Raw genomic sequence first — 24972 nt, 5'->3', positions numbered from 1 at the left:
GCCTCGAAGTGCTTCTAGGAGATGTTGGGATTGAAGGTGAGAAGGACGTAGGTGCCCACCACCAACGTGATGAGCATCGAGATCACCAGCAGGGAGTTCAGCCAGAACTTGGTGGAGTCCTTGCGGGCGTAGTCGCCGATGATCGTGCGGATCCCGTTGCCGCCGTGCAGCTGAGCCAGCCACAGCAGCAGCAGGTCCCAGGTCTGCCAGAACGGCGAGGCCCAGCGCTGGGCGACGTAGTTGAAGTCGATCCGGTAGACGCCGCCGTCCCACATCAGCCCGATGAACAGGTGACCCAGCGCCAGGAAGATCAGGACGACGCCGGAGAACCGCATGAACAGCCAGGCGTACTTCTCGAAGTTCGGCATGCCGGACCGCCGGCGCGGGGTGCGCGGGTTGTCCAGCCCGGCCGGGCGGTCGTGATTGCGTTCCAGAATCGGAGCGGGCGGTCCCAGCCGGCTCTCGGGCGCGCTCACAGGAACCGCTCCGCCATGTGCATGCCGATGATCACCAGGGAAGGCACCATGACCAGCAGCCAGACCGCGGCCACACCCCACAGCATCTGCCGTTGATAGCGGGGGCCCTTCCACCAGAAGTCGATCAGGATGATCCGCACGCCGTTGAGTGCGTGATACAGCAATGCGGCCACCAGGCCGATCTCCATCAGGCCGATGATCGGCGTCTTGTAGGTCTCGACGACCTCGTTATAGGCCTGCGGGCTGACCCGTACCAGCGCGGTGTCCAGGACGTGGACGAAGAGGAAGAAGAAGATCGTGGTGCCGGTGATGCGATGCAGCACCCACGACCACATTCCGGGGTCACCGCGGTAAAGGGTGCGCCGTCGCCTCGTCGACTTGTCGCGCGGGGCCGGCACGACCGGTGCCGCTGTACTCATTCAGCGCCTCCAACACCATCGTTGCGTTATGGATTGGACTCTAACTCCGTTTGTACGGTCGAAAGAATTACGGTGCAGGGACAAGTTGCGGCTCCCGGCCTGTTCGGTCGGGGGTGACAAATGCGGCGAGGCGGTTGGTGAATGCATTCAGTACGGGTGAGGTGAGCGACGCATGGTCACTGAAATCGAATGGAAATCGCTGCGCGACAAAGCAATTGATGTCGCCGCTCGCGCCTATGCACCGTATTCGGGGTTCCCGGTCGGGGCTGCGGCGCTGGTCGATGACGGTCGCGTGGTCACCGGCTGCAATGTGGAGAATGTCTCATATGGCCTGGGTCTCTGCGCCGAGTGTGCGGTGGTCTGTGCACTGGTTTCCGGCGGCGGCGGACGACTGCGGGCCGTTGCGGTTGTCGACGCCACCGGGGCCGCCCTGATGCCCTGCGGACGATGTCGTCAACTTCTGCTCGAGCACGGCGGCCCGCAGCTGCTCGTCGATCACGCCGACGGCCCGCGCCTGCTGGCCGACCTGCTACCCGACGCGTTCGGCCCCGATGACCTGGCCCGAGTGGAACGGGAAAAGCCGTGACGCAGTTCACATTCGATGCGCCGACGGTCATCCGGGTCAAGCGTGACGGTGGCCGGTTGAGCGACGAGGCCATCGATTGGGTTATCGACGCCTACACCCATGGCAGGGTCGCCGATGAACAGATGTCGGCGCTGCTGATGGCGATCTTCCTGCGGGGGATGGACCGCGGCGAGATCTCCCGGTGGACTTTCGCGATGATCGCCTCGGGTGAGCGTTTGGAGTTCAGCGATCTCGGCCGGCCGACGGTGGACAAACATTCCACCGGCGGCGTTGGCGACAAGATCACCATTCCGCTGGTGCCCGTCGTCGCCGCGTGCGGTGCGGCGGTTCCGCAGGCCGCAGGCCGAGGCCTCGGGCACACCGGTGGCACCCTGGACAAGCTGGAGTCGATTCCGGGGTTCACCGCGGAGATCTCCAAAGCCCAAGTGCGCCAGCAGTTGTCCGAGATCGGTGCGGCGATCTTCGCTGCCGGGGAGCTGGCGCCCGCAGACCGAAAGATCTACGCACTGCGGGATGTCACCGGCACGGTGGAGTCGCTGCCGTTGATCGCCAGTTCGGTGATGAGCAAGAAGCTGGCCGAGGGCGCCGACGCGCTGGTGCTCGACGTGAAGGTCGGCCGCGGAGCGTTCCTGAAAACGGAAGACGAGTCGAGGGAACTGGCCGCCACCATGGTCGAGCTGGGTCTGGCTCACGGAGTGCCGACCGTTGCCGTCCTGACCGATATGGACGTCCCCCTCGGCCGTACGGTCGGCAACGCCCTGGAGGTCGCCGAATCACTCGAGGTGCTGGCCGGCGGCGGCCCCGATGACGTCGTGGAGCTGACGGTCCGACTGGCGGGGGAGATGCTGGCTCTGGCCGGTATCGACGGTCGCGATCCGGCCGAGACCCTGCGCGACGGCACCGCGATGGATCATTTCCGCGCGCTGGTCACCGCACAGGGCGGCGACGTTCACGCACAGCTTCCGATCGGTGCCCATTCCGAGACCGTGCCGGCGCCGCGAGGCGGCACAATGGGTGACATCGACGCTTTGGCGATGGGGCTTGCCGTCTGGCGACTCGGCGCGGGCCGGGCCGCCCCGGGTCAGCCTGTGCAATTCGGCGCCGGCGTGCGCATCCACCGCAGACCCGGTGAGCCGGTGAGCGCAGGCGAGCCGCTGTTCACCCTCTATACCGACACCCCGGAGCGGATCCCTGCCGCGATGGGCGAACTGGACGGTGCCTTCTCGGTGGTCGACGAGCCGCCGAACCCACGCCCGCTCATCATCGATCGGATCGCCCGATGACCACACCGCTGACGCCGGAGATGATCGGCCGAGCACCCAAGGCGTTGCTGCACGACCACCTCGACGGTGGTCTGCGCCCAGCCACCGTCCTCGACATCGCCGGGCAGATCGGGTACGACGGGCTGCCCTCCACCGACGAGGCCGGGCTGGCCGAGTTCTTCCGCACCGCCGCGCACAGCGGGTCGCTGGTGCGCTACCTCGAACCCTTCGCCCACACCGTCGCCGTCATGCAGACCCCCGAGTCCCTGCATCGGGTGGCGTTCGAATGCGTGGAGGACCTGGCAGCCGACAACGTGGTCTACGCCGAGGTGCGGTTCGCCCCGGAGCTGCACATCGACGGCGGGTTGTCCCTGGACGCGGTGGTCGACGCGGTGCTGGCCGGCTTCGCCGACGGGGAGAAGGCCGCCGCAGCCGACGGCCGGCCGATCGTGGTGCGCTGCCTCGTGACCGCAATGCGCCATGCCGCGCGATCGCGGGAGATCGCCGCACTGGCGATCCGGTTCCGCGACAAGGGGGTGGTCGGGTTCGACATCGCCGGCGCGGAGGCCGGCTATCCACCCACCCGCCACCTCGACGCATTCGAGTACATGCGAAGTAACAACGCGCGCTTCACGATTCACGCCGGCGAGGCATTCGGCCTGCCGTCCATCCACGAGGCGCTGGCCTACTGTGGGGCCGACCGGCTGGGCCACGGTGTGCGCATCGTCGACGACATCGAGGTGGCGCCGGACGGCACGGCGCGGCTGGGCCCGCTGGCCGCGATCCTGCGCGACAAGCGAATACCGCTCGAGCTGTGCCCGAGTTCCAACGTCCAGACCGGCGCGGTGACGAGCATTGGCAGCCATCCCTTCGACCTGCTCGCGCGCCTGCGGTTCCGGGTCACCGTCAACACCGACAACCGTCTGATGAGCGATACCACGATGAGCCAGGAGATGGCCCGCCTCGTCGATGCGTTCGGCTACGGGTGGAGCGATCTGGAGCGGTTCACCATCAATGCGATGAAATCGGCGTTCATCCACTTCGACGAGCGGCTGGCCATCATCGACGAGGTGATCAAACCGCGCTACGCGGTCCTGATCGGCTGAGGCGCAGCCTGCTCTTTGTTTGCTCCGCCGTCGCCCGCAGCGTCACTTGCCGGGCGCAGTGGGCCACGCGGGCGTACCATCCGATTTGCGGATCGACGGCCGCCACGAATTGCGCTGCCACCTCGTGATACGTCTGCGCCTACCAGTGCGATGTAACTTGGTGTGATGTCCAAGCGCGCCGTTTTGAGGGGCGTGTCACCACATAAGCTCCTCACGGGCTTGGGTCGGGTGATCGTTCGCCACCCTCTGCTCGTGATCGCTGCTTGGCTCGTTCTGGCCGGCGCTCTGCTGGCCCTCATCACCCCGCTGGCTGTTGTAGCGGCCCGCAACCCGCCGGATTTCCTGCCCAAAGACGCGCCGGTGCTCGTCTCGGTCAAGAAGATGCAGGAAGCCTTCCACGAAGCGGACGCGGGCAATTTCGCCGCGATCATCCTCAGCAACGACAACGGGCTGACCCCGGCCGACGAGGACGCCTACCGGCGGATCGTCGACAAGCTCAAGGACGACACCAAGAACGTCTCGTCGCTTCAGGATTTCGTGCGCACCCCGGAGTTGAAAGAGGTGATGACCAGCAAGGACGGCAAGGCCTGGAACCTGCCGGTCAGCATGACGGGAACCATGGGCACCCCCGAGGGGCAGGAGGCCTACCGCCACGTCATCGATACCGCGAACCAGCAGGCCAAAGGTTCCTCGCTGCAGGTCAACGTGGTCGGTGGTGCCTCGACGATCGAGGACATGAACGCGATCGGCGCCCGCGATCAGCACATGATCGAGATCGCCACGGTCGGGCTGGTGTTCACGATCCTGCTGCTGGTGTATCGAAGCCTGATCGCGATGCTGATGCCGTTGATCACCATCGGCATATCACTCGTTGTCGCGCAACAGGCCGTTGCCGGCCTCGGCGAACTCGGGCTCGGGCTCGGTCCGCAGACGATGATGTTGATGACCGGCATGATCATGGGTGCCGGCATCGACTACGGCGTCTTCCTCTACAGCCGGTATCAAGAGCTCACCAAGACCGGGATGGCCTCCGACAACGCCTTGGTAGAAGCTCTGGCATCCATCGGTGAGGTGATCGCCGGCTCGGCGGGCACCGTCGCGCTGACGTTCCTCGGGATGTCGTTCACCAAACTGGCCATCTTCTCCACCGTCGGGCCTGCCCTGACCGTGACGATTCTGGTGGGCTTCCTGGCCTCGATCACCCTGTTGCCGGCGTTCATCGTGCTGGCCGGCCGGCGGGGATGGATCAAGCAGCGGCGCGACATCACCGGCCGGCTGTGGCGTCGATCCGGTGTGATGATCGTCCGGCGTCCAGTGCTGTTGCTGGGGACCAGCGTGGTGATCCTGGGCGCGCTGGCAGCCACGACATCGCTGATGAAGTTCAACTACGACGACCGTAAGAACTTGCCGCAGGACTCCGCGAGCAACCATGCCTACGAGGTGATGGACAAACACTTCCCGATCAGCAGCACGCTGCAGCAGTTCCTGTTCATCCAGTCCCCGAACGACCTGCGCACGCCCAAGGCGCTGGCCGACATGGAGCAGATGGCCGCGCGGATCGCGCAGCTACCCGACATCGATCTGGTGCGCGGGATCACCCGGCCCACCGGGGAGGTGCTCGAGCAGGCCAAGACCACCTATCAGGCCGGTGAGGTCGGCACCAAGCTCGGTGACGCGTCCAACCTGATCCACACCAACGACGACAACCTCAATCTGCTCTCCGGCGGTGCAGGCAAGATGGCCGACGTCCTCGGTCAGATCCGTACCCAGGTGGTGGGATCCATCGCCAGCGTGCGCGGGTTGACCAGCGCTCTGGACGCCATGTCGCAGAAGTACGGCGGGGCCAAGACACTCGACCAGATCGACAAGACCGCGTCGTTGGTGACCAGCATGCGCTCGCTGGGCGACTCGTTGGGGCTGACCATTCTGCGAGTCACGGGCATCGGCGATTGGGCGGCACCGATGCTCAACGCGCTCAACGTTTCTCCGGTGTGCGACGCGGATCCCGCCTGCGTCAACTCCCGGTCGGATCTGCAGAAGATCGTCGACGTTGCCAACACCCCGGCCGTCAAGTCCATCGAGGAATTCGCACGGGAACTCTCCAAGACCGACGGATCGCAACAGCTCGACCAGGCCGTCCACGATCTCAGCCAGAACGTCCTGAAGGTGACCTCCGCCGCGCGCTCACTCGGCGTGGGCCAGCCCGGCGGAGTCGAGAAGAAACTCAACGACGCGGTCACCGGCGTCAACACGCTGGCCGACTCGAGTCGTCAACTCGCAGTGGGTGTTCAGACCCTGGTAGACCAGACCCGCAACCTGGGGCAGGGGCTGGACCAGGCGTCGTCGTTCCTGTTGGCGATGAAGCGGGAGGCGGCCGATCCGCCGATGTCGGGGTTCTACATCCCGCCGCAGGTGTTGACGATGGACGAGTTCAAGAAGGCCGCCAAACTGTTCGTCTCCGAGGACGGTCACTCGGCGCGCTATCTGGTCCAGACGGCACTCAACCCGTTCAGCACCGAGGCGATGGACCAGACCAAGCAGATCGTCAACACCGCGAACGCGGCCACACCCAATACGCAGCTCGCCGGTTCCCAGATTTCGATGGTCGGCTTCTCGTCGATCAACGCCAACGTCCGGGACTTCTACGACTCCGACTTCGTCTACATCCTGTGCATGACCCTGATCGTGGTCTTCCTCATCCTCGTGGTGTTGCTGCGCGCGATCGTCGCGCCCCTGTATCTGGTGCTCTCGGTGGTGCTGTCCTACGGCGCGGCGCTGGGCATCGGGGTCGTCTTGTTCCAGTTCATTCTGGGTCAGGAATTGGCTTGGGGCGTACCGGGAATCGCGTTCATGGTGCTAGTCGCGGTCGGCGCCGACTACAACCTGCTTTTGATATCCCGGATCCGCGACGAGGCGAAATACGGTGTGCGCTCAGCAGTCATCCGCACTGTCGGCGCAACCGGCGGCGTCATCACCTCAGCAGGCCTGATCTTCGCGGCGTCGATGATGGCGCTCACCGTCAGCAGCGTGCTCACCGCCGCGCAGATCGGCTTCGTGATCGGCGTCGGGCTGCTGCTGGACACCTTCCTGGTGCGCACGCTGACGGTGCCCGCCGCCGCCGTATTGGTCGGTGACGCCAACTGGTGGCCGGCGAAGCCCCCCCGCATCAAATTCGCAGCCGCCAGGCGGGCCGCCGCGAGTGAGGCGGCGACCGCCCCGGTCGCGGTGCTCGAACATCATGAGACGGACGTGCAGGATTTCGATGACACCGAAGGTGAATCCGCCTGGGAGGCGGAAGGCGGATCGACGCGGGACGACTAGAACCGCGGGTTTAGCACCCAGGGCAGCACGCGCGCCGACCAACTCACCAGGTTGTCGGCGACCGCATCTTCGAGCCGGTATCGGGTGTTCACCGGGTCATCGGTCCACAGCGACGAAATCACGTGAGCCAGACCGTCTATGCGCAGCAGGTTGAACTCCGAGTCGTCCTCGAGCCTCATCTCGCGCAGCGCCGCCTGGTACGGAAGGTCGATGTGCAGCGGCTTTTCCAGCCCGTCGATGGTGAACCCGGTGATGCCGCTGTCGTCCTCGACGCGACGGAGGCTGGCGCCCTTGGGGTCCGGGATCGGGTGGCCCATCGGGTCGCCGGTCAGCGTCGTCGTGCTGCCGGTGACGGAGAACGACCCCTCGGACTGCCGGTAGGGCTCGTGGACCTCGCCGACCTTTCCGCCGCGGAATCGGTACTCGATGTCCACGCCGCCCGGGACGCGGCGGCTTCGGGCCGACGTCGGCGGCAGCAGTCCCAGCCATGACCGAACCAGTGCCAACGCGTGATAGCGATAACCCATCTGCGACATGGCGACTCGGCTCACCTCACCGAGCGCACCCGATCGGATCGCCTCGCCGACGAGTCGATACTGCGGCATGTTCATGAAGTCTTCACCGACCCGGATCGGCGACCACCGGCGGAACTGGGCCAGCCGGGCGAGGTCGTCGAGACGCCCGACGCCGGGGGTGTCGACCACCAATGCGGCGCCGGGAGCCAGGTGGGCCAGCGACTTCAGCACGGCGACATTGTTGGTCACCGTCACCGACACCAGGGCCAGGTCGATGTCGCCGGGGCGCAACGTCGTGGGATCTTCGATCGGCGGCACGCCCCAGAGTTCGGCCGCGCGAGACGCGTTCGCATAGGTGCGGGAGTGGACCCCGACGACCTCGATGTGGGAGTCGAGCAGGCTCAACGCCGGCAGGAAAGCGTTTCGAACGCGGTATCCGGAACCGACGACCAGCGCCCGCAGCCGGCTACTGGGCTGGGTCACACAACGCCCGCGGCGGCCAGTGCCCGGAAACCGACGGTCTGGGCGCGGATGTAGGCCGCCTGGGTCCGGGACAGTTCGTTCTTCGTCGTCGGGGGCAGCGGGGTGCCGGCCGGGATGTCACCGCGGTCGGTCAGCGGGGTGGTGGTGCCCACCCGGTTCGCGTCGATCAGGGCCAGCAGCGCCGGATCGCTCAGGTGCGCGCGGGCGTCGGTGAACTCGGGCAGCCCGATTCGGTCGTTCGGCAGGCCCGCGGGCTGGAACGAGATCTTCAGCACGCGGCGGCGCACCGAACCGCGGTTCGGCGAGGCGCGGTGGAAGTAGGAGCGGTTCCACATCGCGGCGGTGCCGACCGGGCCGACCAGCTGTACCGCGTCACCGCCGGCGCGCATCCCGTTGTTGGGCCGGTGCGGATAGAACTCGAATGCGCCGTCGTCGGCGCCGACCGGCGACAGGAGGATGAAAATGCTGATGAAAGACGGGAAGTCGGGGGTGTAGGACCGAATCGTCTCGGTGTCGCGGTGCCAGCCCAGCGGCTTGTCGCGGTGGATGTGCGGCCGACCCTGGTTGGCGGCGATCTCATAGCTGTGGCAGTGGTACAGCAGGGCCGACGGGTGGATCCCGGCGATGAGCTGACGCGCCGGCGCACTGAACAGTTCGGCGAAGATCCCGGTTTCGGCCAAGGCATCGGCACTCGCGTACGACCGTCGCTCACCGTCGGTTCCAGCAAAGATCGGGTCGAGGCGACGATTCCAGTCTTCGACCATATCGACGGGCCACAGTCCGGTGACATCGGCGATGCCCTCGTTTGCCAGCAGGTCCGTCACAGTCAGTGTCGACGTCACCAGTGATACCTCCCTCAGCGAAATCCGCGCCCCCACGCTACAGGGTATCGGCGCTGGCTGCGAGGGGTCAGGCTGGCGCTACTGCGTGGCGAAGACGAACAGCCGGTGCTGGTACCCGTCGACGTTTGCCCAGTTCTCTTCGTGCAAGCTGACGTAGCCGCGGTCCCGGAACAGCGTGCGGATGTCTTCTTCCAGGTAGCTGTTCAGCCAGCCGCGGCTGATCCGATCGACCGCTCCGAGCTTGGTGCGACGGAACTGGTCATTGCTGTCCGGGCAGCCGTAGGAAATGACGACCCGCGGCACGAAAGCGGACAGCCAGTCGAGCACCGACGGCACGTCGCGCAGGTACTCCAGGACGCCCATGATCACCGCGACGTCGTAGGTGTCGGTGCCCAAGTTGGGCAGTGGGCGTTCGTTCAGGTCGCACACCAGCGTCCCGGGGCCCCGATCGACGAGATCCGACGGGGTGTAGCTGCACGACGGATCGAGGTGCTTCTCGAGGGTTCGGGTGCCGGCACCGAATTCGATCACCCGACTGCCTGCCGGGATCAGTTCGGCGGCCCGCTTCGTGCGGGGTTCCCAGTCCGAGTAGAGGTTCCGGGTGTCGGCCCATCGCTTGTAGTCGGTCTTCTGCCGCAGTGCGGCGATGATCCCCAACTTCGGGATGTGGACGCGGCTCACTGGATGTTTCACCCCAACTGTTCGTGCCGTGACAGGTTTCCGAAGGTTAGCACCCCACTGGACGGTGCCCGGATGTGGTTTGCGGGGGAACCGACGCCGAAGTAAATTTCCGACCGGTCAAACTCTGCAGGTGCGCACGCTGATGCCCATCTCGGCGGCCCGTACGGCAGGAGTCTGGTGCCCCAGAGGGCGTTTGCTGATAGAGTCTTGCAGGCCTGGTCGGGGGGCGTGGGCGAAAAAATAAGGGGAGTGACCCGTATGCGACTGGCAGCTCGCAGCGCGGCGGTGGCGGCGGCCACCCTGGCAGCATTCTTGTCCTTGATTCTCCTGTCGACATCGACAGCGGCCCTCAAGCTTCTCGCAAGTGGTGCAACGGTTCTCGTGATGGGCGGAACCGGGCACTCGTTGTCTCCGGCCGAGGACACCGATCAGTACGTACAGGACTACATTGCCGGCGCGGTCGGCAACTACGTCGCGCCCGCATCGACGCTCGGCACCGGCGTCCCCGGCGGCCCGTACAACACGGTCGCCGTCATCACCCCGGAACAGTCCACGCCGAACAACGGCACGTTGACGTTCGATCAGTCGGTGGCGCTGGGCAGGCAGAATCTCGACAACTGCATCAAGGCCACGTCCTGCAGCTACAACGGCCAGGTGGGATCCGTCGCGCCGGCTGCCGGCGACACGTTCGTCGTGTACGGCTTCTCGCAGAGCTCGACGATCTCGACGCTCGAAAAGCGGGCGCTGGCAGCCGAATACGCACCCGGCACGGGCCCCGACGTCAGCTTCGTGCTGACCGCCAACGGCAACCGCCCGAACGGTGGATTCCTCGCCCGCGGGCCCGAGGGCGTCACGATCCCGGTCGGCCTGCCGTTCGGCGGGTCGACGTTCAACGGATCCACCCCGACCGACACCCAGTACGCCACGACCGACATCGCCGCCCAATACGACGGCTGGTCGGATTTCCCGGTGAACCCGTTGAACCTTTTGGCGGTCGCCAACGCGATGATGGGCGTCGACTCCCTGCACCTCGCCGGCATCTACCAGGACACCAGCCTCACCGACCCGGGCGTGATCGATCAGGGCCAGTACGGCGACACGCACTACTACCTGATCTCCACCCCGGTGCTTCCGCTGCTGATGCCGCTGGAGAAGCTCGGGCCGCTGGGCCATGCGTTCGCCGACACCTTGGACGCTCCGCTGCGGGTGATCATCGAGTCGTCATACGACCGCACCACCAGCCCGGGTGTACCGACGTCATGGAACGTCACGTACCTCCCCAACCCGGTGACATTCGCCCGCAACCTGGTCGTGTCGATCCCCACCGGCTGGGACAACGGCATTCAGGACCTCACCGGCAAGCGCCCGTTCGGGACGACCCGGCCCGGGCCGTACGGCGTCGGCGGTCCCGACGTCACCTACACCACCCCGGATACCACCACCGACTCGTCGAGTGCGGCGGCAGCCACTGAGACGACCGCGGTGGCTGCCACCGAGCCGACCGTGACGAAGGCGACGGCGGGCTTCAAACCGCACACCACGGCCACCACGACGGCGACGGCGACGATCGAGACGACGCTGAAGACCGCGGCCGCTGCGGCCGCGACCGGAGGCAAGGACACGTCGTCCAAGGACACATCGTCGAAGTCGACAGCGACAAAGTCCTCGCAGTCCTCGCAGTCCCCGAGCTCGTCGAACTCCACCCACAACAACGGTGTCGGCGGCTCCAAGCGCGCGAAGGCGAGCGCCGGGTCCAGCAGCTAGCTACTCGCGGCGCAACCGCGACTCGACGAAGCGCTCGATCTCGTCCCACTCCTTGACCGCGGCCGTGTACGGGCCGGCCGGTCGGGAGTTCTCCTGGGGATCGAGCACGTAGTCGACGAGCTTGCCCAGCAGCCGGTCCTCGGCCAGCAGCTTGTCGACGGTCTCCTCCTCGGAGTACTCGCCGACGTCGCGCACCAGCTCGACCGCCAGCTCCAACTGGTCGTGGTCGACTGCGTCGGGACCGTCGGCGATGTCGTCCGATAGCCCGGTCAGCACGTAGATGTTGTCCTCGGTGACGTCGACCCGCAGCGATCCGTCGGTGGCCGCGGTCCGGATGTCGTCGTAGGTGCTCAAATCCGACAGGTCGTGGTCGTGCTCGTCGGCGAGGTAGCGGGCCAGCGCGCGCTCGGAGGTGAAAACGCTGATCCGGCCGTTGCGGCCCAGGAAGATCGGCCGGTCATCGAAGTAGCAGCGCAGCGTGTAGAACGTGCCCGAGCTGGCCTGGATGCGCACCGGGTCGATGCCGACCTCGGCCCAGAAGTCCTCCTGGCTGCCGAGCACGACGCCGTCCTGCGGTGCCCGCTCCTCGGCCTCCTCCGCCGTCGAATCGTCGTCACCGGAGTCTTCGCCGTCCACCTCGGCGTCGGCCGACTCGTCGCTCTCTTCCTCGTAGGGCTCCTCGAGCTCGTCGGCGGCCAGCTTTGCGGCCCGCTCGTCGACCTCGGGCACCGTGATGACTTCGTCGATCGCCGACAGCACGCTGTCCCAGCCGCGGGCGACGATGTCGCCGACGACGCGCCAGCGCTTGAGCCCGGACTTGCCGCTGAACTGCTCGTAGCCGCCCGAGAGCAGGCCGAGGTTGGGGTTGCCGTTGAAGAACCGCGTCACGGCGGGCAGCTCACACACCGAACCGATCGAGGACACGACAGCCATCGTGTTGGCCAGTGCGGTCACTGATTCTTCGGTGGGCTTCTCCGACAGCAGCTCCTCGACGACCACCAGATCGACTTCGCGGTCCGGCGCCGGCGTGAGCTTGTGGGCGTTGGCCTGGGTCAGGTCCTCCCACGCGGGGTGATCGGTGAGGTCGTTGTCGGTGTTGGTGCGCACGAACGCGGCCAGGTCCGCCACTGACTCGAAGGCGAAAAGGTCATCGTCCTTGCCGAGAAACGCCTCCCACTCGTCGCCGCCGTCGCGCCAGCGGGGCGCCCACAGCGTGTACAGGTCACCAGCGGTCACGCCAACGCGCACCGGAACGAGCTCAGCCATGCCGCACAGCCTAACGACGCTTGCTGGCGGGTAGCCTGCCCCCCGTGGGGAGGGTGCGCCGCGCACTGGCGATTCTGGCGACGGCCGGTGTATCTATTGCCGCCATCCTGGCCGTCACGGGGTACTTCTTGTTCACCCGCCCGCACGCGGACCCGCTGTCCAAAGCCGACGCGATTGTCGTACTCGGCGGCGACGACGACGGCCGCTGGGAGTACGGCCTGCAGCTGGCCAGGCAGGGTTACGCCAGCACGGTGCTGCTGTCCAACGCCTACTCGGACCGGCCGGCCGTGCTGTCCGACTTCCGGCAGGCGTGTGCGGCCAGTACCGGCAGCATCACCGTTCTGTGCTTCATCCCCGACCCGTTCACCACTCGCGGCGAGGCAATGTATGTGGCTCGGCTTGCCGAGCAACACAACTGGAGCCACGTGATCGTGGTGTCGTGGAACTACCACATGGTGCGCGCCCGCTACGTCTTTCATCAGTGCTTCCACGGCGACGTGATCATGCGTCCGGTGCCGCGGTCCTATGACTTCATGCTGTGGCGGTGGGCGAAGGAGTACGCCTACCAGTACGGCGCGTTGGTCAAGGCGTTGCTTGTTGGCTGCGATTCGGTCTGAGACCTCATACAGTCACTGCGCATGGATGTGTGCGTCATCGACCACCCGCTGGCCAGAGCACGGCTGACCACCCTGCGTGATGAGCGCACCGACAACGCGGCCTTCCGGTCCGCGCTGCGCGACCTGACCCACATGCTGGTCTATGAAGCCACCCGCGACGCGGCGTGCGCCGAGACCACCGTCCGCACTCCCATCGCCGAAACGGCCGGCTCACGGCTGGCCTCCCCGCCGCTGCTGGTGCCGGTGCTGCGGGCCGGGCTGGGGATGGTCGACCAGGCGCACGCACTGATCCCCGAAGCGAAGGTGGGTTTCGTCGGGGTGGCCCGAAACGAGACCACGCATCAGCCGACGCCGTATTTGGAGTCGCTGCCGGATGACCTCAGCGCCCAACCGGTCATGGTGCTCGACCCGATGCTGGCGACCGGCGGCTCGATGGCGCACACCATCGGGCTGCTGCACCAGCGCGGCGCGCGTGACATCACCCTGGTGTGTGTGGTCTGCGCACCGGAAGGCATTGCGGCAGTGGCGAAAGTCGCGCCCTCGGCGCGGCTGTTCACCGCGACCATCGACGACGGCCTCAACGATGTCGCCTACATCGTGCCCGGTCTCGGCGATGCCGGTGACCGCCAGTTCGGCCCGCGCTGACTACCAGCTGCGTGCGCTCGCCAGCAGCCGCTGCTGCAGGGCGGCCGCGCGCCGACGGGCAGCGGCCAGATCGGCGCCGACGGCTTCGCCGACTTCGGTGTAGCACTTGACTTTCGGCTCGGTCCCCGAGGGGCGGACCACCACCCGCACCGTGGTCTGCCGATCGCCGCCGGTGAGGAACACCGCGTCGCCGTCCACCGTGGCGCTGACCGCAAAGCCCGCGAGTTCGGCGGGCGGGTCTTGACGGAGGCGGTTCATCATCGCCGCCGCCTCGTCGGCGTCGGCCACCCGCCGCGACAGTGCTGCGGTGGTGTGCACGCCATGACGCCGGGCCAACAGGTCGAGGGTGTCGGTGAGCGACATGCCCTGGGCGGCAACGTGTGCCACCAGATCGCAGGCGAGCACCGCGGCACTGATACCATCCTTGTCCCGTACGGCGGCCGGGTCGACGCAATGACCGATGGCTTCCTCGTAGGCGTAGACCAGGCTGCACCCGGTCAGCCCGGCGTCGGCACGGGCAAGCCATTTGAACCCGGTCAGCGTGACGACGTGCCGGGCGCCGTGGTCGGCGGCGATCTTGCCGAGCAGCGCAGACGACACCACACTGCTGGCCACCACACTGGTCGCGGTATCTGCGGAGTCAAGGGTTGACAGGATGTAATCGCCCAGCAGCCAACCAGTTTCGTCGCCGGACAGCATTCGCCAACCGTCGGGAGCGGGAATGCCGACGGCACAACGGTCGGCATCGGGATCCAGCGCGATGGCGATGTCGGCCCCCACGTCGCCGGCGAGTTGCAGCAGCGCGTCGGCCGTGCCCGGTTCCTCGGGGTTGGGGAAAGCGACCGTCGGGAAGTCCGGATCCGGGGCGAATTGGCTTGCCACCGTGTGCACATCGTCGAATCCGGCTGCGTGCAGGGCCCGCAGAGCGAGCTCACCGCCGACGCCGTGCATGGCCGTCAGCGCTACTCGCGGACTGCCGTTGGCGCTCCGCCGCACCGTCGCCGCACGGGCTACGTACGCGTCGACCAGGGTGTCGTCGGCAGTGTGCACGGGCCGCCGCGGGATCTCGTCGGCGGCCGGCGCTGTGGTGATCGCCGCTTCGATCTCCCGGTCGGCGGGGGAGACGATCTGCAGCCCGCCCTCGAAGTAGACCTTGTAGCCGTTGTCGGTACGCGGATTGTGTGAGGCGGTGATCTGCACCCCGGCGGCAGCGCCGAGGTGCCGGACCGCGAAGGCGACGACCGGCGTCGGCACCGGATTCTCCCACGTGATCACCGAAAAACCCTGAGCGGCAAACACTTCAGCGGTCGCACTGGCGAACTGCGCCGATCCGTGGCGGGCGTCTCGGCCCACCACGACGGTGGAACCGCCGAAGCCGCGCTCGGTCAGCACGCGGCTCACCGCCCAGGTGGCGCGCACCACGACGGCGAGGTTCATCGAGTCCGGGCCCCCGCGCACCGGGCCGCGCAGACCCGCGGTGCCGAACGTCAGCGGCCGGGCGAACCGGGCGGCGCGTTCGCCGGGATCCAGGGCGGCCAGCTCGGCGGCCGTTACCGGATCGGGGTCGTGGGCGATCCAGTCCTCTTCAGTCACGAGGCGAGCTTGCGCAGGACCGGTGCGGTGAGCATCAACAGATTGAACTCCAGCTCGGAGAGCTGGCTACGCATCATGTCCTGCAGCCACGCGTCGCGCTGGGCCCGGTCGCGCGACAGCAGCTCCAATCCGTCCCCGGTGAGCTCGACGAGCTGTCGGCGGCGGTCGGCGTCGTCCGGGCGGCGGGACAGCAGTCCGCGCGACTCGAGCTCGTTGATGCCGTCGGTCAATGACTGCACCCGAACCTGCAGGCGGGCGGCGATCTCGGCGGGCGTGGTCACCCCCGCGCGGCTCACGTCGCCGAGAAGCTCGAGCTGGCTGAGCGTCAGCCCGTTGTCGGGGCGATGCCTGCGAAGCTGACGGGCCAGCGCCATCATGGCCTCCCGCAGCTCGGTGGCCGCTACCGGCGGTGCGATGCTTACGGTCATATTACAAGTTATACCTTGCTAGTTAGTGAGTGATATCGCGTGAAACGCTGGTGGTGTCCGACAATATGCAAGGGCATACTTGTCATTATGCGGTGGATGTTGCTGGTGATCGTCACGATCGGGGTCACCGTGCCATTGGACCGCTTCGGCGTGCCGTCCGCCGCGCTGTTCGCCGCCCTGCTGGTCGGCATCGTGCTGGCGATCGCCCGGTTGGCTCCCACGAGCGTGCCGCGCCGCGCGGGCCTGGCCGCCCAGGGCGTGCTCGGGGTCTACATCGGCACCATGGTGCACTCCGACGCGCTGTCGGCCCTTGGGCCGAACTGGCCTGCGGTCCTGGGGGTCGGCGTGATCACGCTGCTTCTCAGCATCGGCGCCGGCGCACTACTCGGCCTGCACCGTGACATCAGCGCTCTGACCGGCGCGCTGGCCCTGGTCGCCGGGGGAGCGTCGGGACTTGTGGCGATCGCGCGCGAACTCGGCGGCGACGATCGTGTCGTCGCCGTCGTCCAGTATCTGCGCGTCGCGGTGATCACCGCGTCGATGCCCGTCGTCGTCACCCTCGTCTATCACGCCGAGCGCTCCGCCAACGCCGCGCAGGACACCCAATCCCATTCAGCACCTTGGTATCTGAGCCTGGCGATGATCGTCGCGCTGGTTGTCGTCGGAGCGCTGGCGGGCCGGTTGGCCCGGCTGCCCGGGTCGGGGCTGCTCGGTCCGATGGCGGTGACGATCGTGGTCGAACTCAGTGGGGTGTCCTTCGGGCTGGCCGTACCGGCGGTGCTGGTGTCGGTGTCCTACATGCTGATCGGCTGGCAGGCCGGGGTGGCGTTCACCCGCGAATCGCTGCGGGCGATCGAACGCCTGCTGCCCACGGCGCTCGGATTGATCGTGCTGCTCAACGTCGCCACCGCAGGCCTCGGCGTGGCGCTGTCCACGATCACCGGCGTCAGCCTGCTCGACGGCTATCTGGCCACCAGTCCAGGTGGTATCTACGCCGTGCTGGCCACCGCGGTGGAGACCGGCTCCGACGTCACGTTCATCATCGCCGCGCAGGTGCTGCGGGTGCTGCTGATGCTGTTCGCCGCACCGATGCTGGCCCGCGGATTCCTGCGGCTGGCCTACAGACGCGCCAGCACCGATGCCAGTAGCGAGCCCATCGCGGTGGCCGACGCGCGGCCGGCGGCCAGAACGTCGTCGTGACTGAGCGGCTCGCCGGTCATCCCGGCGGCCAGGTTCGTCACCAGCGACAGCCCCAGCACCTCGGCGCCGGCCGCCCGTGCGGCGATCGTCTCGTGCACCGTCGACATCCCGACCAGGTCGGCACCCAGCGTCCGCAGCATCCGGATCTCGGCGGGCGTCTCGTAATGCGGACCGGGCACCCCGGCGTACACGCCCTCGGCGAGGCTCGGGTCGACCTCGCGGGCCAGCGCGCGCAGCCGCGGGGAGTATGCGTCCACCAGGTCGACGAACTGCGCCCCGACCATCGGTGAACGGGCGGTGAGGTTCAGATGGTCGGCGATCAGCACCGGCTGGCCGACCTGATACTCGGGTCGCAGCCCGCCCGCGGCGTTGGTCAACACCACGACCTGGGCGCCCGCCGCCCGTGCCGTGCGCACGGGATGGACGATCGTGCGCAGGTCATGACCCTCGTAGGCGTGGATGCGGCCCAGCAGCACCAGCACGTTGTGTGAACCCGACGGCACCGACAGCACCCGGCCGCGATGGCCCAGCGCCGACGGCGGCGTGAAGCCGGGGATCGTCGACATCGGGATCTCGGCGACGGGCGTTCCCAGCGCCGCAGCTGCCGGCGCCCACCCCGATCCGAGGACCACGGCGACGTCGTGCCGGGGTACGCCGCTGTGCTCGGCGATCACCGCTGCGGCATGCTCGGCGTCTGGACTCACAGCCAGCGAGCCTAGTCGTGAATGCGATACTGCGTTGATGCCCACAGCCACAGCGTCGACCCGCGTCGAAGACGTGGTCGCGGCTCGTGGTGGCGATTTGATCGCGCTCTCGCACGCCATCCACGCCGAGCCCGAACTCGCCTTCGACGAGCACCGCAGTTGCGCCAAGGCGCAGGCGCTGGTGGCCGAGCGCGGGTTCGAGATCACCGCGGCGGCGGGCGGATTGGACACCGCGTTCCGCGCCGATTTCGGGTCGGGACCACTGGTGATCGGGATCTGCGCCGAGTACGACGCGCTGCCCGGTATCGGCCACGCGTGTGGCCACAACATCATCGCGGCGTCCGCGGTCGGCACCGCCCTGGCGCTGGCCGAGGTGGCCGACGAACTCGGGCTCACCGTCGCCCTGATCGGCACTCCCGCCGAAGAGTCCGGCGGGGGCAAGGCCCTTTTGATCGAGGCCGGGGTGTTCGACGACGTCGCCGCGGCCGTCATGTTGCATCCGGGGCCGATCGATATCGCCGCGGCGCGCTCGCTGGCGCTCTCCGAGGTGATCGTCACCTACACCGGCCGGGAGTCGCACGCGGCCGTCGCGCCGCATCTGGGTGTCAACGCCGCCGACGCGGTGACCGTCGCGCAGGTGGCGATCGGCTTGCTGCGCCAGCAGATGGCGCCCGGTCAGCTCACCCACGGCATCGTCACCGAAGGCGGGTCGGCGACGAACATCATCCCCGGCCGGGCCCGGTTGCAGTACACGATGCGGGCGCCCGCCACCGAATCGCTGCAGGAATTGGAGGCCAGGATGCGCGGCTGTTTCGCGGCCGGTGCGGTCGCGACCGGATGCGAGCACGAGATCGCTGAAGCCGCGCCGCCGTACGCCGAGCTGACCCCGGATCGGTGGCTGGCCGAGGTGTTCCGCGACGAGATGATCACGATGGGACGCACACCGGTGCCCGCCGAGGTGGAGGCCGCCATGCCACTGGGGAGCACCGATATGGGCAATGTGACGCAGCTGCTTCCGGGCATCCACCCGGTGGTCGGCATCGAATCCGGCGGCGCGGTGATCCACCAGCCCGGCTTCACCGTCGCGGCGGCAGGCCCGAGCGGCGACCGTGCCGTCACCGAGGGCGCAATCATGTTGGCGCGCAGCGTCGTTCGGTTGGCGCAGACCACCGCCGAGCGCGATCGGGTGCTGGAGCTGCGGGATCGTCGGGGGGTGCGGGCATGAGTATCGCGGATACGACCGAGTCCTGGTTGGCCAGCCATTTCGACGATCTGGTGCAGTGGCGCCGCCACATCCACCGGTATCCCGAGCTCGGTCGCCAGGAGTTCGCCACCACGCAATTCGTCGCCGACCGGCTGGTCGAGGCCGGGCTCAACCCGAAGGTGCTGCCCGGCGGTACGGGGCTGACGTGTGACTTCGGGCCCGAGCATGCGCCGAGGATCGCATTGCGCGCGGACATGGACGCGCTGCCGATGGCCGAGCGGACCGGCGCGCCGTACAGCTCGACCATGCCGAACATCGCGCACGCGTGCGGGCACGACGCGCACACCGCGATGCTGATCGGCGCCGCGACCGCGCTGGCCTCGGTGCCCGAACTGCCGGTGGGTGTCCGTCTGATATTCCAGGCTGCCGAGGAGCTGATGCCCGGTGGCGCGATCGACGCGATCGCCGCCGGTGCGCTGGTGGGCGTTTCGCGAATCTTCGCGCTGCACTGCGATCCCCGCCTCGCCGTGGGCCGGGTTGCGATCATCCCGGGACCGATCACGTCTGCGGCGGACTCGATCGAGATCACGCTGACGTCGCCGGGCGGCCACACGTCGCGGCCGCACCTGACCTCGGATCTGGTCTACGGGATGGGCACGCTGATCACCGGGCTGCCCGGGGTGCTGTCCCGGCGCGTCGACCCGCGGCACTCGACCGTCATGGTCTGGGGTGCGGCCAACGCCGGTGTCGCGGCCAACGCGATCCCGCAGTCCGGATCGCTCGCGGGCACGGTGCGGACTGCCAGCCGGGAAACCTGGGTCGGCATGGAAAGCCTTGTGCAGGAGATTGTTTCGGGGTTGTTAGCCCCGCTGGGCATCGAACACACGCTGCATTACCATCGCGGCGTGCCGCCGGTGGTCAACGAAGAGCGCTCGACCCAGATCATGACGCACGCCATCGAGGCGGTGGCGCCCGACGCGCTCGCCGACACCCGTCAGTCCGGCGGCGGCGAGGACTTCTCCTGGTATCTGGAGGAGGTGCCCGGCGCGATGGCACGGCTCGGGGTGTGGAGCGGGCGCGGACCGCAGCTGGACCTGCACCAGCCGACGTTCGACCTCGACGAGCGGGCACTTGCAGTAGGGGTTCGAGTTCTGGTCAACATCGTCGAGCAGTCCGCGGGGTATTGATGAAGCTTTTGGTCACTGGCGGCGCGGGTTACGTCGGCAGCGTGTGTGCCCAGGTGCTGGTGGAGCAGGGACACGAGGTCGTCATCGTCGACGATCTGTCGACGGGCAACGCCGACGCGGTGCCGTCCGGCGCGCGGTTCGTCGAGGCCGACATGGTCGATGTCGCACCGGAACTGCTCGGCGACGGATCGTTTGATGGCGTCCTGCACTTCGCCGCGAAAATCATGGTCGGCGAGTCGGTTGAGGCGCCGGAGCGGTACTGGGACGGCAATGTCATCAAGACGCTGCACTTGTTGGAGGCGATCCGCCTCGCCGGTGTGCCGCGGTTGGTGTTCTCCTCGACGGCGGCCACCTACGGCGAGCCGGAGTCGGTGCCGATCACCGAGGACGCTCCGACCAACCCGACCAGTGCCTACGGCGCCACGAAGCTCGCGATCGACCATGCGATCACGTCCTACGCCATCGCGCACGGGCTGGCCGCGACCAGCCTGCGTTACTTCAACATCGCCGGGGCGTATGCCGGATTGGGCGAGCGTCACCCCGTCGAGACGCACCTGATTCCCCTGGTGCTGCAGGTTGCCACCGGGCAGCGCCAGGAGATCCTGGTGTTCGGAAACGACTGGCCGACGCCGGATGGCACCTGCATCCGCGACTACATCCACGTTCGTGATCTGGCCGACGCGCACCTGCTGGCGCTGCAGAACTCGAAGCCCGGCGAACATCAGATCTACAACCTGGGCAACGGCACCGGCTTTTCGGTCCGTGAGGTGATCGCCAGCTGCGAGCGGATCACCGGCACCTCGATTGCGGCGCGCGATGTCGAGCGCAGACCCGGCGACCCGGCCGTGCTGATCGCCTCCAGTGAGAAGGCCATCACCGAACTCGGCTGGAAGCCGCAGCACTCATCGATCGACGAGATCGTTTCCGATGCTTGGGAATTCGTGCGGGGCTAGCCGCTACCATGCCCTGGGCCCACGTTGCTCGCGGGCCGGGTGCGAAGGTCGTGCACGTATTCCTCCGGCGCGCCGGCGATCTCGGCGGCGTCGGCCATCACACCGATGTAGCGCGCCGACGGTAGCCCGCCCTCCCAGGCGTCCAGCACATAGAGCCAGGCGAGCACGGGATCGGTTGTGGTGTCCGTCGATTCGCATTCGATGCGACATCTGATCTTCTTGTGGAAGCCGAGCTCGGAGCCTTCCCAGCGGTCCAGGTTCGCCTCGTCGGCCGGGGTCATGTCGTAGAGCACCACGAACACCTTGGAGTCGGGGTCCTCGACCAGGGTCGCCAACGCGCCCTCCCAGCCGATGTCCTCCCCGGCGAAGGTCAGCCGCCAGCCGTGCAGCCAGCCGGTTCCGGCCATCGGCGAGTGCGGCGCACGCTCCAGCATCTGCTCGGGATGCATGTTGGATCCGTAAGCGGCGTAGAGCGGCACGGGGAAAGCCTAGAGCGTCCTGTCGCGGAGAGCGCAGGGACTGGGTCAACTAGCCTTGTCCGGGTGACGACGCGGATCGTGATCATCGGTGGGGGGCCGGCCGGCTACGAGGCGGCACTGGTCGCCGCGGGTCGCGGCCGGGAGGTCGCCGAGGTCACCGTGGTGGACTCCGACGGCATCGGCGGGGCCTGCGTGCTGTTCGACTGCGTGCCGTCCAAGACATTCATCGCCTCGACCGGGGTCCGCACCGAACTGCGCCGCGCCTCGGGCCTGGGATTCGAGATCGGCATCGACGACGCCAAGATCTCGTTGCCCGACATCAACAACCGCGTCAAAACCCTGGCCCGCTCGCAGTCCGCCGACATCGGCACCCAGTTGCTGCGCGAGAAGGTCAACGTCGTCCAGGGCCACGGTGAGCTGATCGACGCGGTCCCCGGCATGGCGCACCACCGGGTGAAGGTCACCACCACTTCCGGCCAGGTCGGCGTGCTCAAGGCCGATGTCGTGCTGATCGCCACCGGCGCCAGCCCCCGCGTGCTGCCGAATGCGGTGCCCGACGGCGAGCGGATTCTGACCTGGCGGCAGCTCTACGACCTGCCGGAACTGCCCGAACATCTGGTGATCGTCGGCTCCGGCGTCACCGGCGCCGAGTTCTGCAACGCCTACACCGAGCTGGGCGTCGACGTCACCGTCGTCGCCAGCCGCGACCAGATCCTGCCGCACGAGGACAGCGACGCCGCGGCCGTGCTGGAGGAGACCTTTGCCGAGCGCGGCGTGACGCTGGTCAAGAACGCCAGGGCCGATTCTGTGGTCAGCACCGGCACCGCGGTGACCGTCACGATGGCCGACGGCCGGGTCGTCGAGGGCAGCCACGCCCTGATGACGGTCGGATCCGTGCCGAACACCTCGGGCCTGGGACTGGAGCGGGTCGGCATCGAGCTCGGTCCCGGCAACTACATCCCGGTGGATCGGGTGTCGCGGACCTCCGCGGCCGGGATCTACGCCGCCGGCGACTGCACCGGCCTGCTGCTGCTGGCCTCGGTCGCGGCCATGCAGGGCCGGATCGCGATGTATCACGCGCTTGGCGAAGGGGTGGCCCCGATCCGGCTGCGGACGGTCGCCTCGGCCACGTTCACCAGACCCGAGATCGCCGCCGTCGGCGTGCCGCAAACCGCGATCGACAACGGATCGGTCCCGGCCAGGACCCTGATGCTGCCGCTGACGACCAACGCCCGCGCCAAGATGTCGCTGCTCAAGCGCGGCTTCGTCAAGATTTTCTGCCGGCCGGCCACCGGCGTCGTCATCGGCGGTGTGGTGGTCGCGCCGATCGCCTCCGAATTGATCCTGCCGATCGCGCTGGCGGTGCAAAACCGCATCTCGGTGACCGATCTGGCGCAGACGCTGTCGGTGTACCCATCGCTGTCCGGCTCGATCGTCGAGGCTGCGCGCCGTCTGATGGCCCACGACGATCTCGACTAGCCTGAGGTCATGAGCGACCCGATCCTTCGACCGGGCACCGGTCAGACCTATCTCGGACCCACCGAGCGTGCGCACGCCTGGCAACGGCTGGGCAGCGAACAGTTCGACGTCGTCGTTGTCGGTGGCGGTGTGGTCGGCGCGGGCTGCGCACTGGATGCCGCGACCCGCGGGCTCAAGGTGGCACTTGTCGAGGCGCGCGACTTCGCCTCGGGAACCTCGAGCCGCAGTTCGAAGATGTTCCACGGCGGTCTGCGCTACCTCGAGCAACTTGAGTTCGGTCTGGTGCGCGAGGCTCTGCATGAGCGTGAGCTGTCGCTGACCACGCTGGCGCCGCATCTCGTCAAACCGCTGCCGTTCCTGTTCCCGCTGACCAAGAGGGTCTGGGAGCGGCCGTACATCGCGGCGGGCATTTTCCTCTACGACCAGCTCGGCGGCGCGAAATCCGTTCCGGCGCAAAAGCATTTGACGAAGTCCGGTGCGCTGCGACTGGCGCCGGGCCTCAAACGCAGCTCGCTGATCGGCGGGATCCGGTACTACGACACCGTCGTCGACGACGCCCGGCACACCATGACGGTTGCCCGCACCGCCGCGCACTACGGCGCAGTGGTGCGCACCTCGACCCAGGTGGTCTCGCTGCTCCGCGAGGGGGACCGGGTGGTCGGGGTGACGATCCGGGACTCCGAAGACGGTGCAGTCGAGGACGTCCGCGGTCATGTCGTGATCAACGCCACCGGGGTGTGGACCGACGAGATCCAGGCATTGAGCAAGGAGCGCGGCCGGTTTCGGGTGCGGGCATCCAAGGGCGTGCACGTCGTGGTGCCGCGGGACCGGATCGTGTCCGAGGTGGCGATCATCCTGCGTACCGAGAAGTCGGTGCTGTTCGTGATCCCGTGGGGCACGCACTGGATCATCGGCACCACCGACACCGACTGGAACCTCGACCTGGCGCACCCGGCCGCGACGAAGGCCGACATCGACTACATCCTGGGGCACGTCAACACGGTGCTCGCCACGCCGCTCACGCACGACGACATCGACGGGGTGTATGCCGGGCTGCGGCCGCTGCTGGCCGGGGAGAGCGAAGAGACGTCCAAGTTGTCGCGCGAGCACGCGGTCGCGGTGCCGTCACCGGGCCTGGTCGCCATCGCGGGCGGCAAGTACACCACGTATCGGGTGATGGCCGAGGACGCGGTGGATGCCGCCGCCGAGTACATCCCGGCGCGAGTGGCGCCGTCGATCACCGAGAAGGTGCCGTTGATGGGCGCCGACGGGTACTTCGCGCTGGTCAACCAGACCCAGAGCGTGGGCGCCGGCTACGGGCTGCATCCGTACCGGGTGCGGCACCTGCTGGACCGGTATGGCTCGCTGATCGGCGATGTGCTGGCGCTGGCCGCCGACAAGCCGGAGTTGCTCGATCCGATCACCGATGCGCCGGTCTATCTGAAGGTGGAGGCCGCCTACGCGGCGGCCGCCGAAGGGGCATTGCACCTGGAGGACATCCTGGCCCGGCGGATGCGGATCTCGATCGAGTATCCGCACCGCGGCGTGGACTGTGCCCGCGAGGTCGCCGAGGTGGTCGCGCCGATCCTCGGCTGGAGTCAGGACGATATCGACCGCGAGGTGGACACCTATCTGGCGCGGGTGGAGGCCGAGGTCCTGTCGCAGGCTCAGCCCGACGACGAGTCCGCCGATGCCCTGCGGGTGTCGGCACCCGAGGCCCGGGCCGAGATCCTCGAGCCGGTGCCCTTGAATTGACCGGGCC

General features: G+C 67.7%; 23 protein-coding genes. 13 read left to right on the top strand and 10 right to left on the bottom strand.

What is annotated here, in order from left to right; all coding sequences use genetic code 11:
- Positions 1–14: 14 nt before the first annotated feature.
- On the bottom strand, positions 15–455 hold the full coding sequence (locus tag Y900_RS06780; RefSeq protein WP_192827566.1) for a succinate dehydrogenase hydrophobic membrane anchor subunit: 441 nt from the start codon (positions 453–455) through the stop codon (positions 15–17).
- A gap of 17 nt (positions 456–472) precedes the next feature.
- Positions 473–895: a succinate dehydrogenase, cytochrome b556 subunit gene (gene sdhC, locus Y900_RS06775; protein WP_081845012.1), complete on the bottom strand. Its 423-nt coding sequence runs from the start codon at positions 893–895 to the stop codon at positions 473–475.
- A gap of 172 nt (positions 896–1067) precedes the next feature.
- Here sdhC and Y900_RS06770 point away from each other — a divergent pair, with 172 nt between their 5' ends.
- The 4 genes from Y900_RS06770 (at position 1068) to Y900_RS06755 (ending at position 7170) form a co-directional block, all read left to right on the top strand.
- A complete protein-coding gene (locus Y900_RS06770; protein ID WP_036340463.1) occupies positions 1068–1481 on the top strand; it encodes a cytidine deaminase in 414 nt (137 codons plus the stop codon).
- Positions 1478–2764 carry a thymidine phosphorylase gene (locus Y900_RS06765; protein ID WP_036340462.1) on the top strand — a complete coding sequence of 429 codons (1287 nt, stop codon included), beginning with the start codon at positions 1478–1480 and terminating at the stop codon, positions 2762–2764. The genes Y900_RS06770 and Y900_RS06765 overlap by 4 nt, the downstream gene beginning before the upstream one ends.
- On the top strand, positions 2761–3849 hold the full coding sequence (locus tag Y900_RS06760; RefSeq protein WP_036340460.1) for an adenosine deaminase: 1089 nt from the start codon (positions 2761–2763) through the stop codon (positions 3847–3849). Before Y900_RS06765 ends, Y900_RS06760 begins: the two co-directional genes overlap by 4 nt.
- Before the next feature lie 165 nt (positions 3850–4014).
- Entirely contained in the window at positions 4015–7170 is a 3156-nt protein-coding gene (locus Y900_RS06755; protein ID WP_051659926.1) for an MMPL/RND family transporter, read from the top strand.
- On the opposite strand, the gene Y900_RS06750 is transcribed toward Y900_RS06755, so the two are convergent.
- From Y900_RS06750 to Y900_RS06740, 3 genes are all read right to left on the bottom strand, one after another.
- Positions 7167–8168 (bottom strand): Gfo/Idh/MocA family oxidoreductase, encoded by a 1002-nt coding sequence (locus tag Y900_RS06750; protein WP_036340458.1) that lies wholly within the window; start codon positions 8166–8168, stop codon positions 7167–7169. The two genes, Y900_RS06755 and Y900_RS06750, sit on opposite strands and share 4 nt — an antisense overlap.
- Positions 8165–9010 carry a phytanoyl-CoA dioxygenase family protein gene (locus Y900_RS06745; RefSeq protein WP_036340456.1) on the bottom strand — a complete coding sequence of 282 codons (846 nt, stop codon included), beginning with the start codon at positions 9008–9010 and terminating at the stop codon, positions 8165–8167. The genes Y900_RS06750 and Y900_RS06745 overlap by 4 nt, the downstream gene beginning before the upstream one ends.
- Before the next feature lie 78 nt (positions 9011–9088).
- Positions 9089–9691 (bottom strand): class I SAM-dependent methyltransferase, encoded by a 603-nt coding sequence (locus Y900_RS06740; RefSeq protein WP_081845011.1) that lies wholly within the window; start codon positions 9689–9691, stop codon positions 9089–9091.
- Positions 9692–9949: 258 nt separating this feature from the next.
- Here Y900_RS06740 and Y900_RS06735 point away from each other — a divergent pair, with 258 nt between their 5' ends.
- Positions 9950–11455, top strand: coding sequence for a PE-PPE domain-containing protein (locus Y900_RS06735; protein ID WP_051659925.1), 1506 nt, complete (start codon positions 9950–9952; stop codon positions 11453–11455).
- Here Y900_RS06735 and satS read toward each other — a convergent pair whose 3' ends face one another.
- Positions 11456–12721 carry a protein export chaperone SatS gene (gene satS / locus Y900_RS06730; protein WP_036340454.1) on the bottom strand — a complete coding sequence of 422 codons (1266 nt, stop codon included), beginning with the start codon at positions 12719–12721 and terminating at the stop codon, positions 11456–11458.
- A gap of 44 nt (positions 12722–12765) precedes the next feature.
- On the opposite strand from satS, the gene Y900_RS06725 reads away from it, so the two are divergent.
- Entirely contained in the window at positions 12766–13338 is a 573-nt protein-coding gene (locus Y900_RS06725; RefSeq protein ID WP_036340451.1) for a YdcF family protein, read from the top strand.
- 21 nt (positions 13339–13359) lie between these two features.
- On the top strand, positions 13360–13983 hold the full coding sequence (gene upp / locus Y900_RS06720; protein ID WP_036340448.1) for a uracil phosphoribosyltransferase: 624 nt from the start codon (positions 13360–13362) through the stop codon (positions 13981–13983).
- Here the strand turns inward: upp and Y900_RS06715 are convergent, their stop codons facing one another.
- Both Y900_RS06715 and Y900_RS06710 read right to left on the bottom strand, forming a co-directional pair.
- Entirely contained in the window at positions 13984–15576 is a 1593-nt protein-coding gene (locus Y900_RS06715) for a phospho-sugar mutase (RefSeq protein WP_036340445.1), read from the bottom strand.
- Entirely contained in the window at positions 15573–16004 is a 432-nt protein-coding gene (locus tag Y900_RS06710; RefSeq protein WP_036340442.1) for a MarR family winged helix-turn-helix transcriptional regulator, read from the bottom strand. Before Y900_RS06710 ends, Y900_RS06715 begins: the two co-directional genes overlap by 4 nt.
- 87 nt (positions 16005–16091) lie before the next feature.
- On the opposite strand from Y900_RS06710, the gene Y900_RS06705 reads away from it, so the two are divergent.
- Complete coding sequence (locus Y900_RS06705) at positions 16092–17204, top strand: AbrB family protein (RefSeq protein WP_036340439.1); 1113 nt, start codon at positions 16092–16094, stop codon at positions 17202–17204.
- Here Y900_RS06705 and Y900_RS06700 read toward each other — a convergent pair.
- On the bottom strand, positions 17123–17914 hold the full coding sequence (locus tag Y900_RS06700; protein WP_109751179.1) for a purine-nucleoside phosphorylase: 792 nt from the start codon (positions 17912–17914) through the stop codon (positions 17123–17125). The two genes, Y900_RS06705 and Y900_RS06700, sit on opposite strands and share 82 nt — an antisense overlap.
- A gap of 31 nt (positions 17915–17945) precedes the next feature.
- On the opposite strand from Y900_RS06700, the gene Y900_RS06695 reads away from it, so the two are divergent.
- The 3 genes from Y900_RS06695 to galE are packed head-to-tail and all read left to right on the top strand — an operon-like array spanning position 17946 to position 21252.
- The gene (locus tag Y900_RS06695) at positions 17946–19133 is read left to right on the top strand and encodes a M20 family metallopeptidase (protein WP_036340436.1); all 1188 of its coding nucleotides are present in this window, start codon (positions 17946–17948) and stop codon (positions 19131–19133) included.
- Positions 19130–20299, top strand: coding sequence for an amidohydrolase (locus tag Y900_RS06690; RefSeq protein WP_036340433.1), 1170 nt, complete (start codon positions 19130–19132; stop codon positions 20297–20299). Before Y900_RS06695 ends, Y900_RS06690 begins: the two co-directional genes overlap by 4 nt.
- Positions 20299–21252 carry a UDP-glucose 4-epimerase GalE gene (gene galE / locus Y900_RS06685; RefSeq protein ID WP_036340430.1) on the top strand — a complete coding sequence of 318 codons (954 nt, stop codon included), beginning with the start codon at positions 20299–20301 and terminating at the stop codon, positions 21250–21252. Before Y900_RS06690 ends, galE begins: the two co-directional genes overlap by 1 nt.
- On the opposite strand, the gene Y900_RS06680 is transcribed toward galE, so the two are convergent.
- Positions 21249–21731 carry a gamma-glutamylcyclotransferase family protein gene (locus Y900_RS06680; protein ID WP_036340427.1) on the bottom strand — a complete coding sequence of 161 codons (483 nt, stop codon included), beginning with the start codon at positions 21729–21731 and terminating at the stop codon, positions 21249–21251. The two genes, galE and Y900_RS06680, sit on opposite strands and share 4 nt — an antisense overlap.
- Positions 21732–21794: 63 nt before the next feature.
- On the opposite strand from Y900_RS06680, the gene Y900_RS06675 reads away from it, so the two are divergent.
- Together Y900_RS06675 and Y900_RS06670 are read left to right on the top strand one after the other, a co-directional pair.
- Positions 21795–23210, top strand: coding sequence for an NAD(P)H-quinone dehydrogenase (locus tag Y900_RS06675; protein ID WP_036340424.1), 1416 nt, complete (start codon positions 21795–21797; stop codon positions 23208–23210).
- Between the two features lie 9 nt (positions 23211–23219).
- Entirely contained in the window at positions 23220–24965 is a 1746-nt protein-coding gene (locus Y900_RS06670; RefSeq protein WP_036340422.1) for a glycerol-3-phosphate dehydrogenase/oxidase, read from the top strand.
- The last annotated feature ends 7 nt before the right edge of the window (positions 24966–24972 follow it).

The sequence above is a fragment of the Mycolicibacterium aromaticivorans JS19b1 = JCM 16368 genome (assembly GCF_000559085.1).
Lineage (GTDB): Bacteria > Actinomycetota > Actinomycetes > Mycobacteriales > Mycobacteriaceae > Mycobacterium > Mycobacterium aromaticivorans.
Note: the sequence above shows the minus strand (reverse complement) of the source record. Positions and strands in the feature narration are given on the sequence as shown.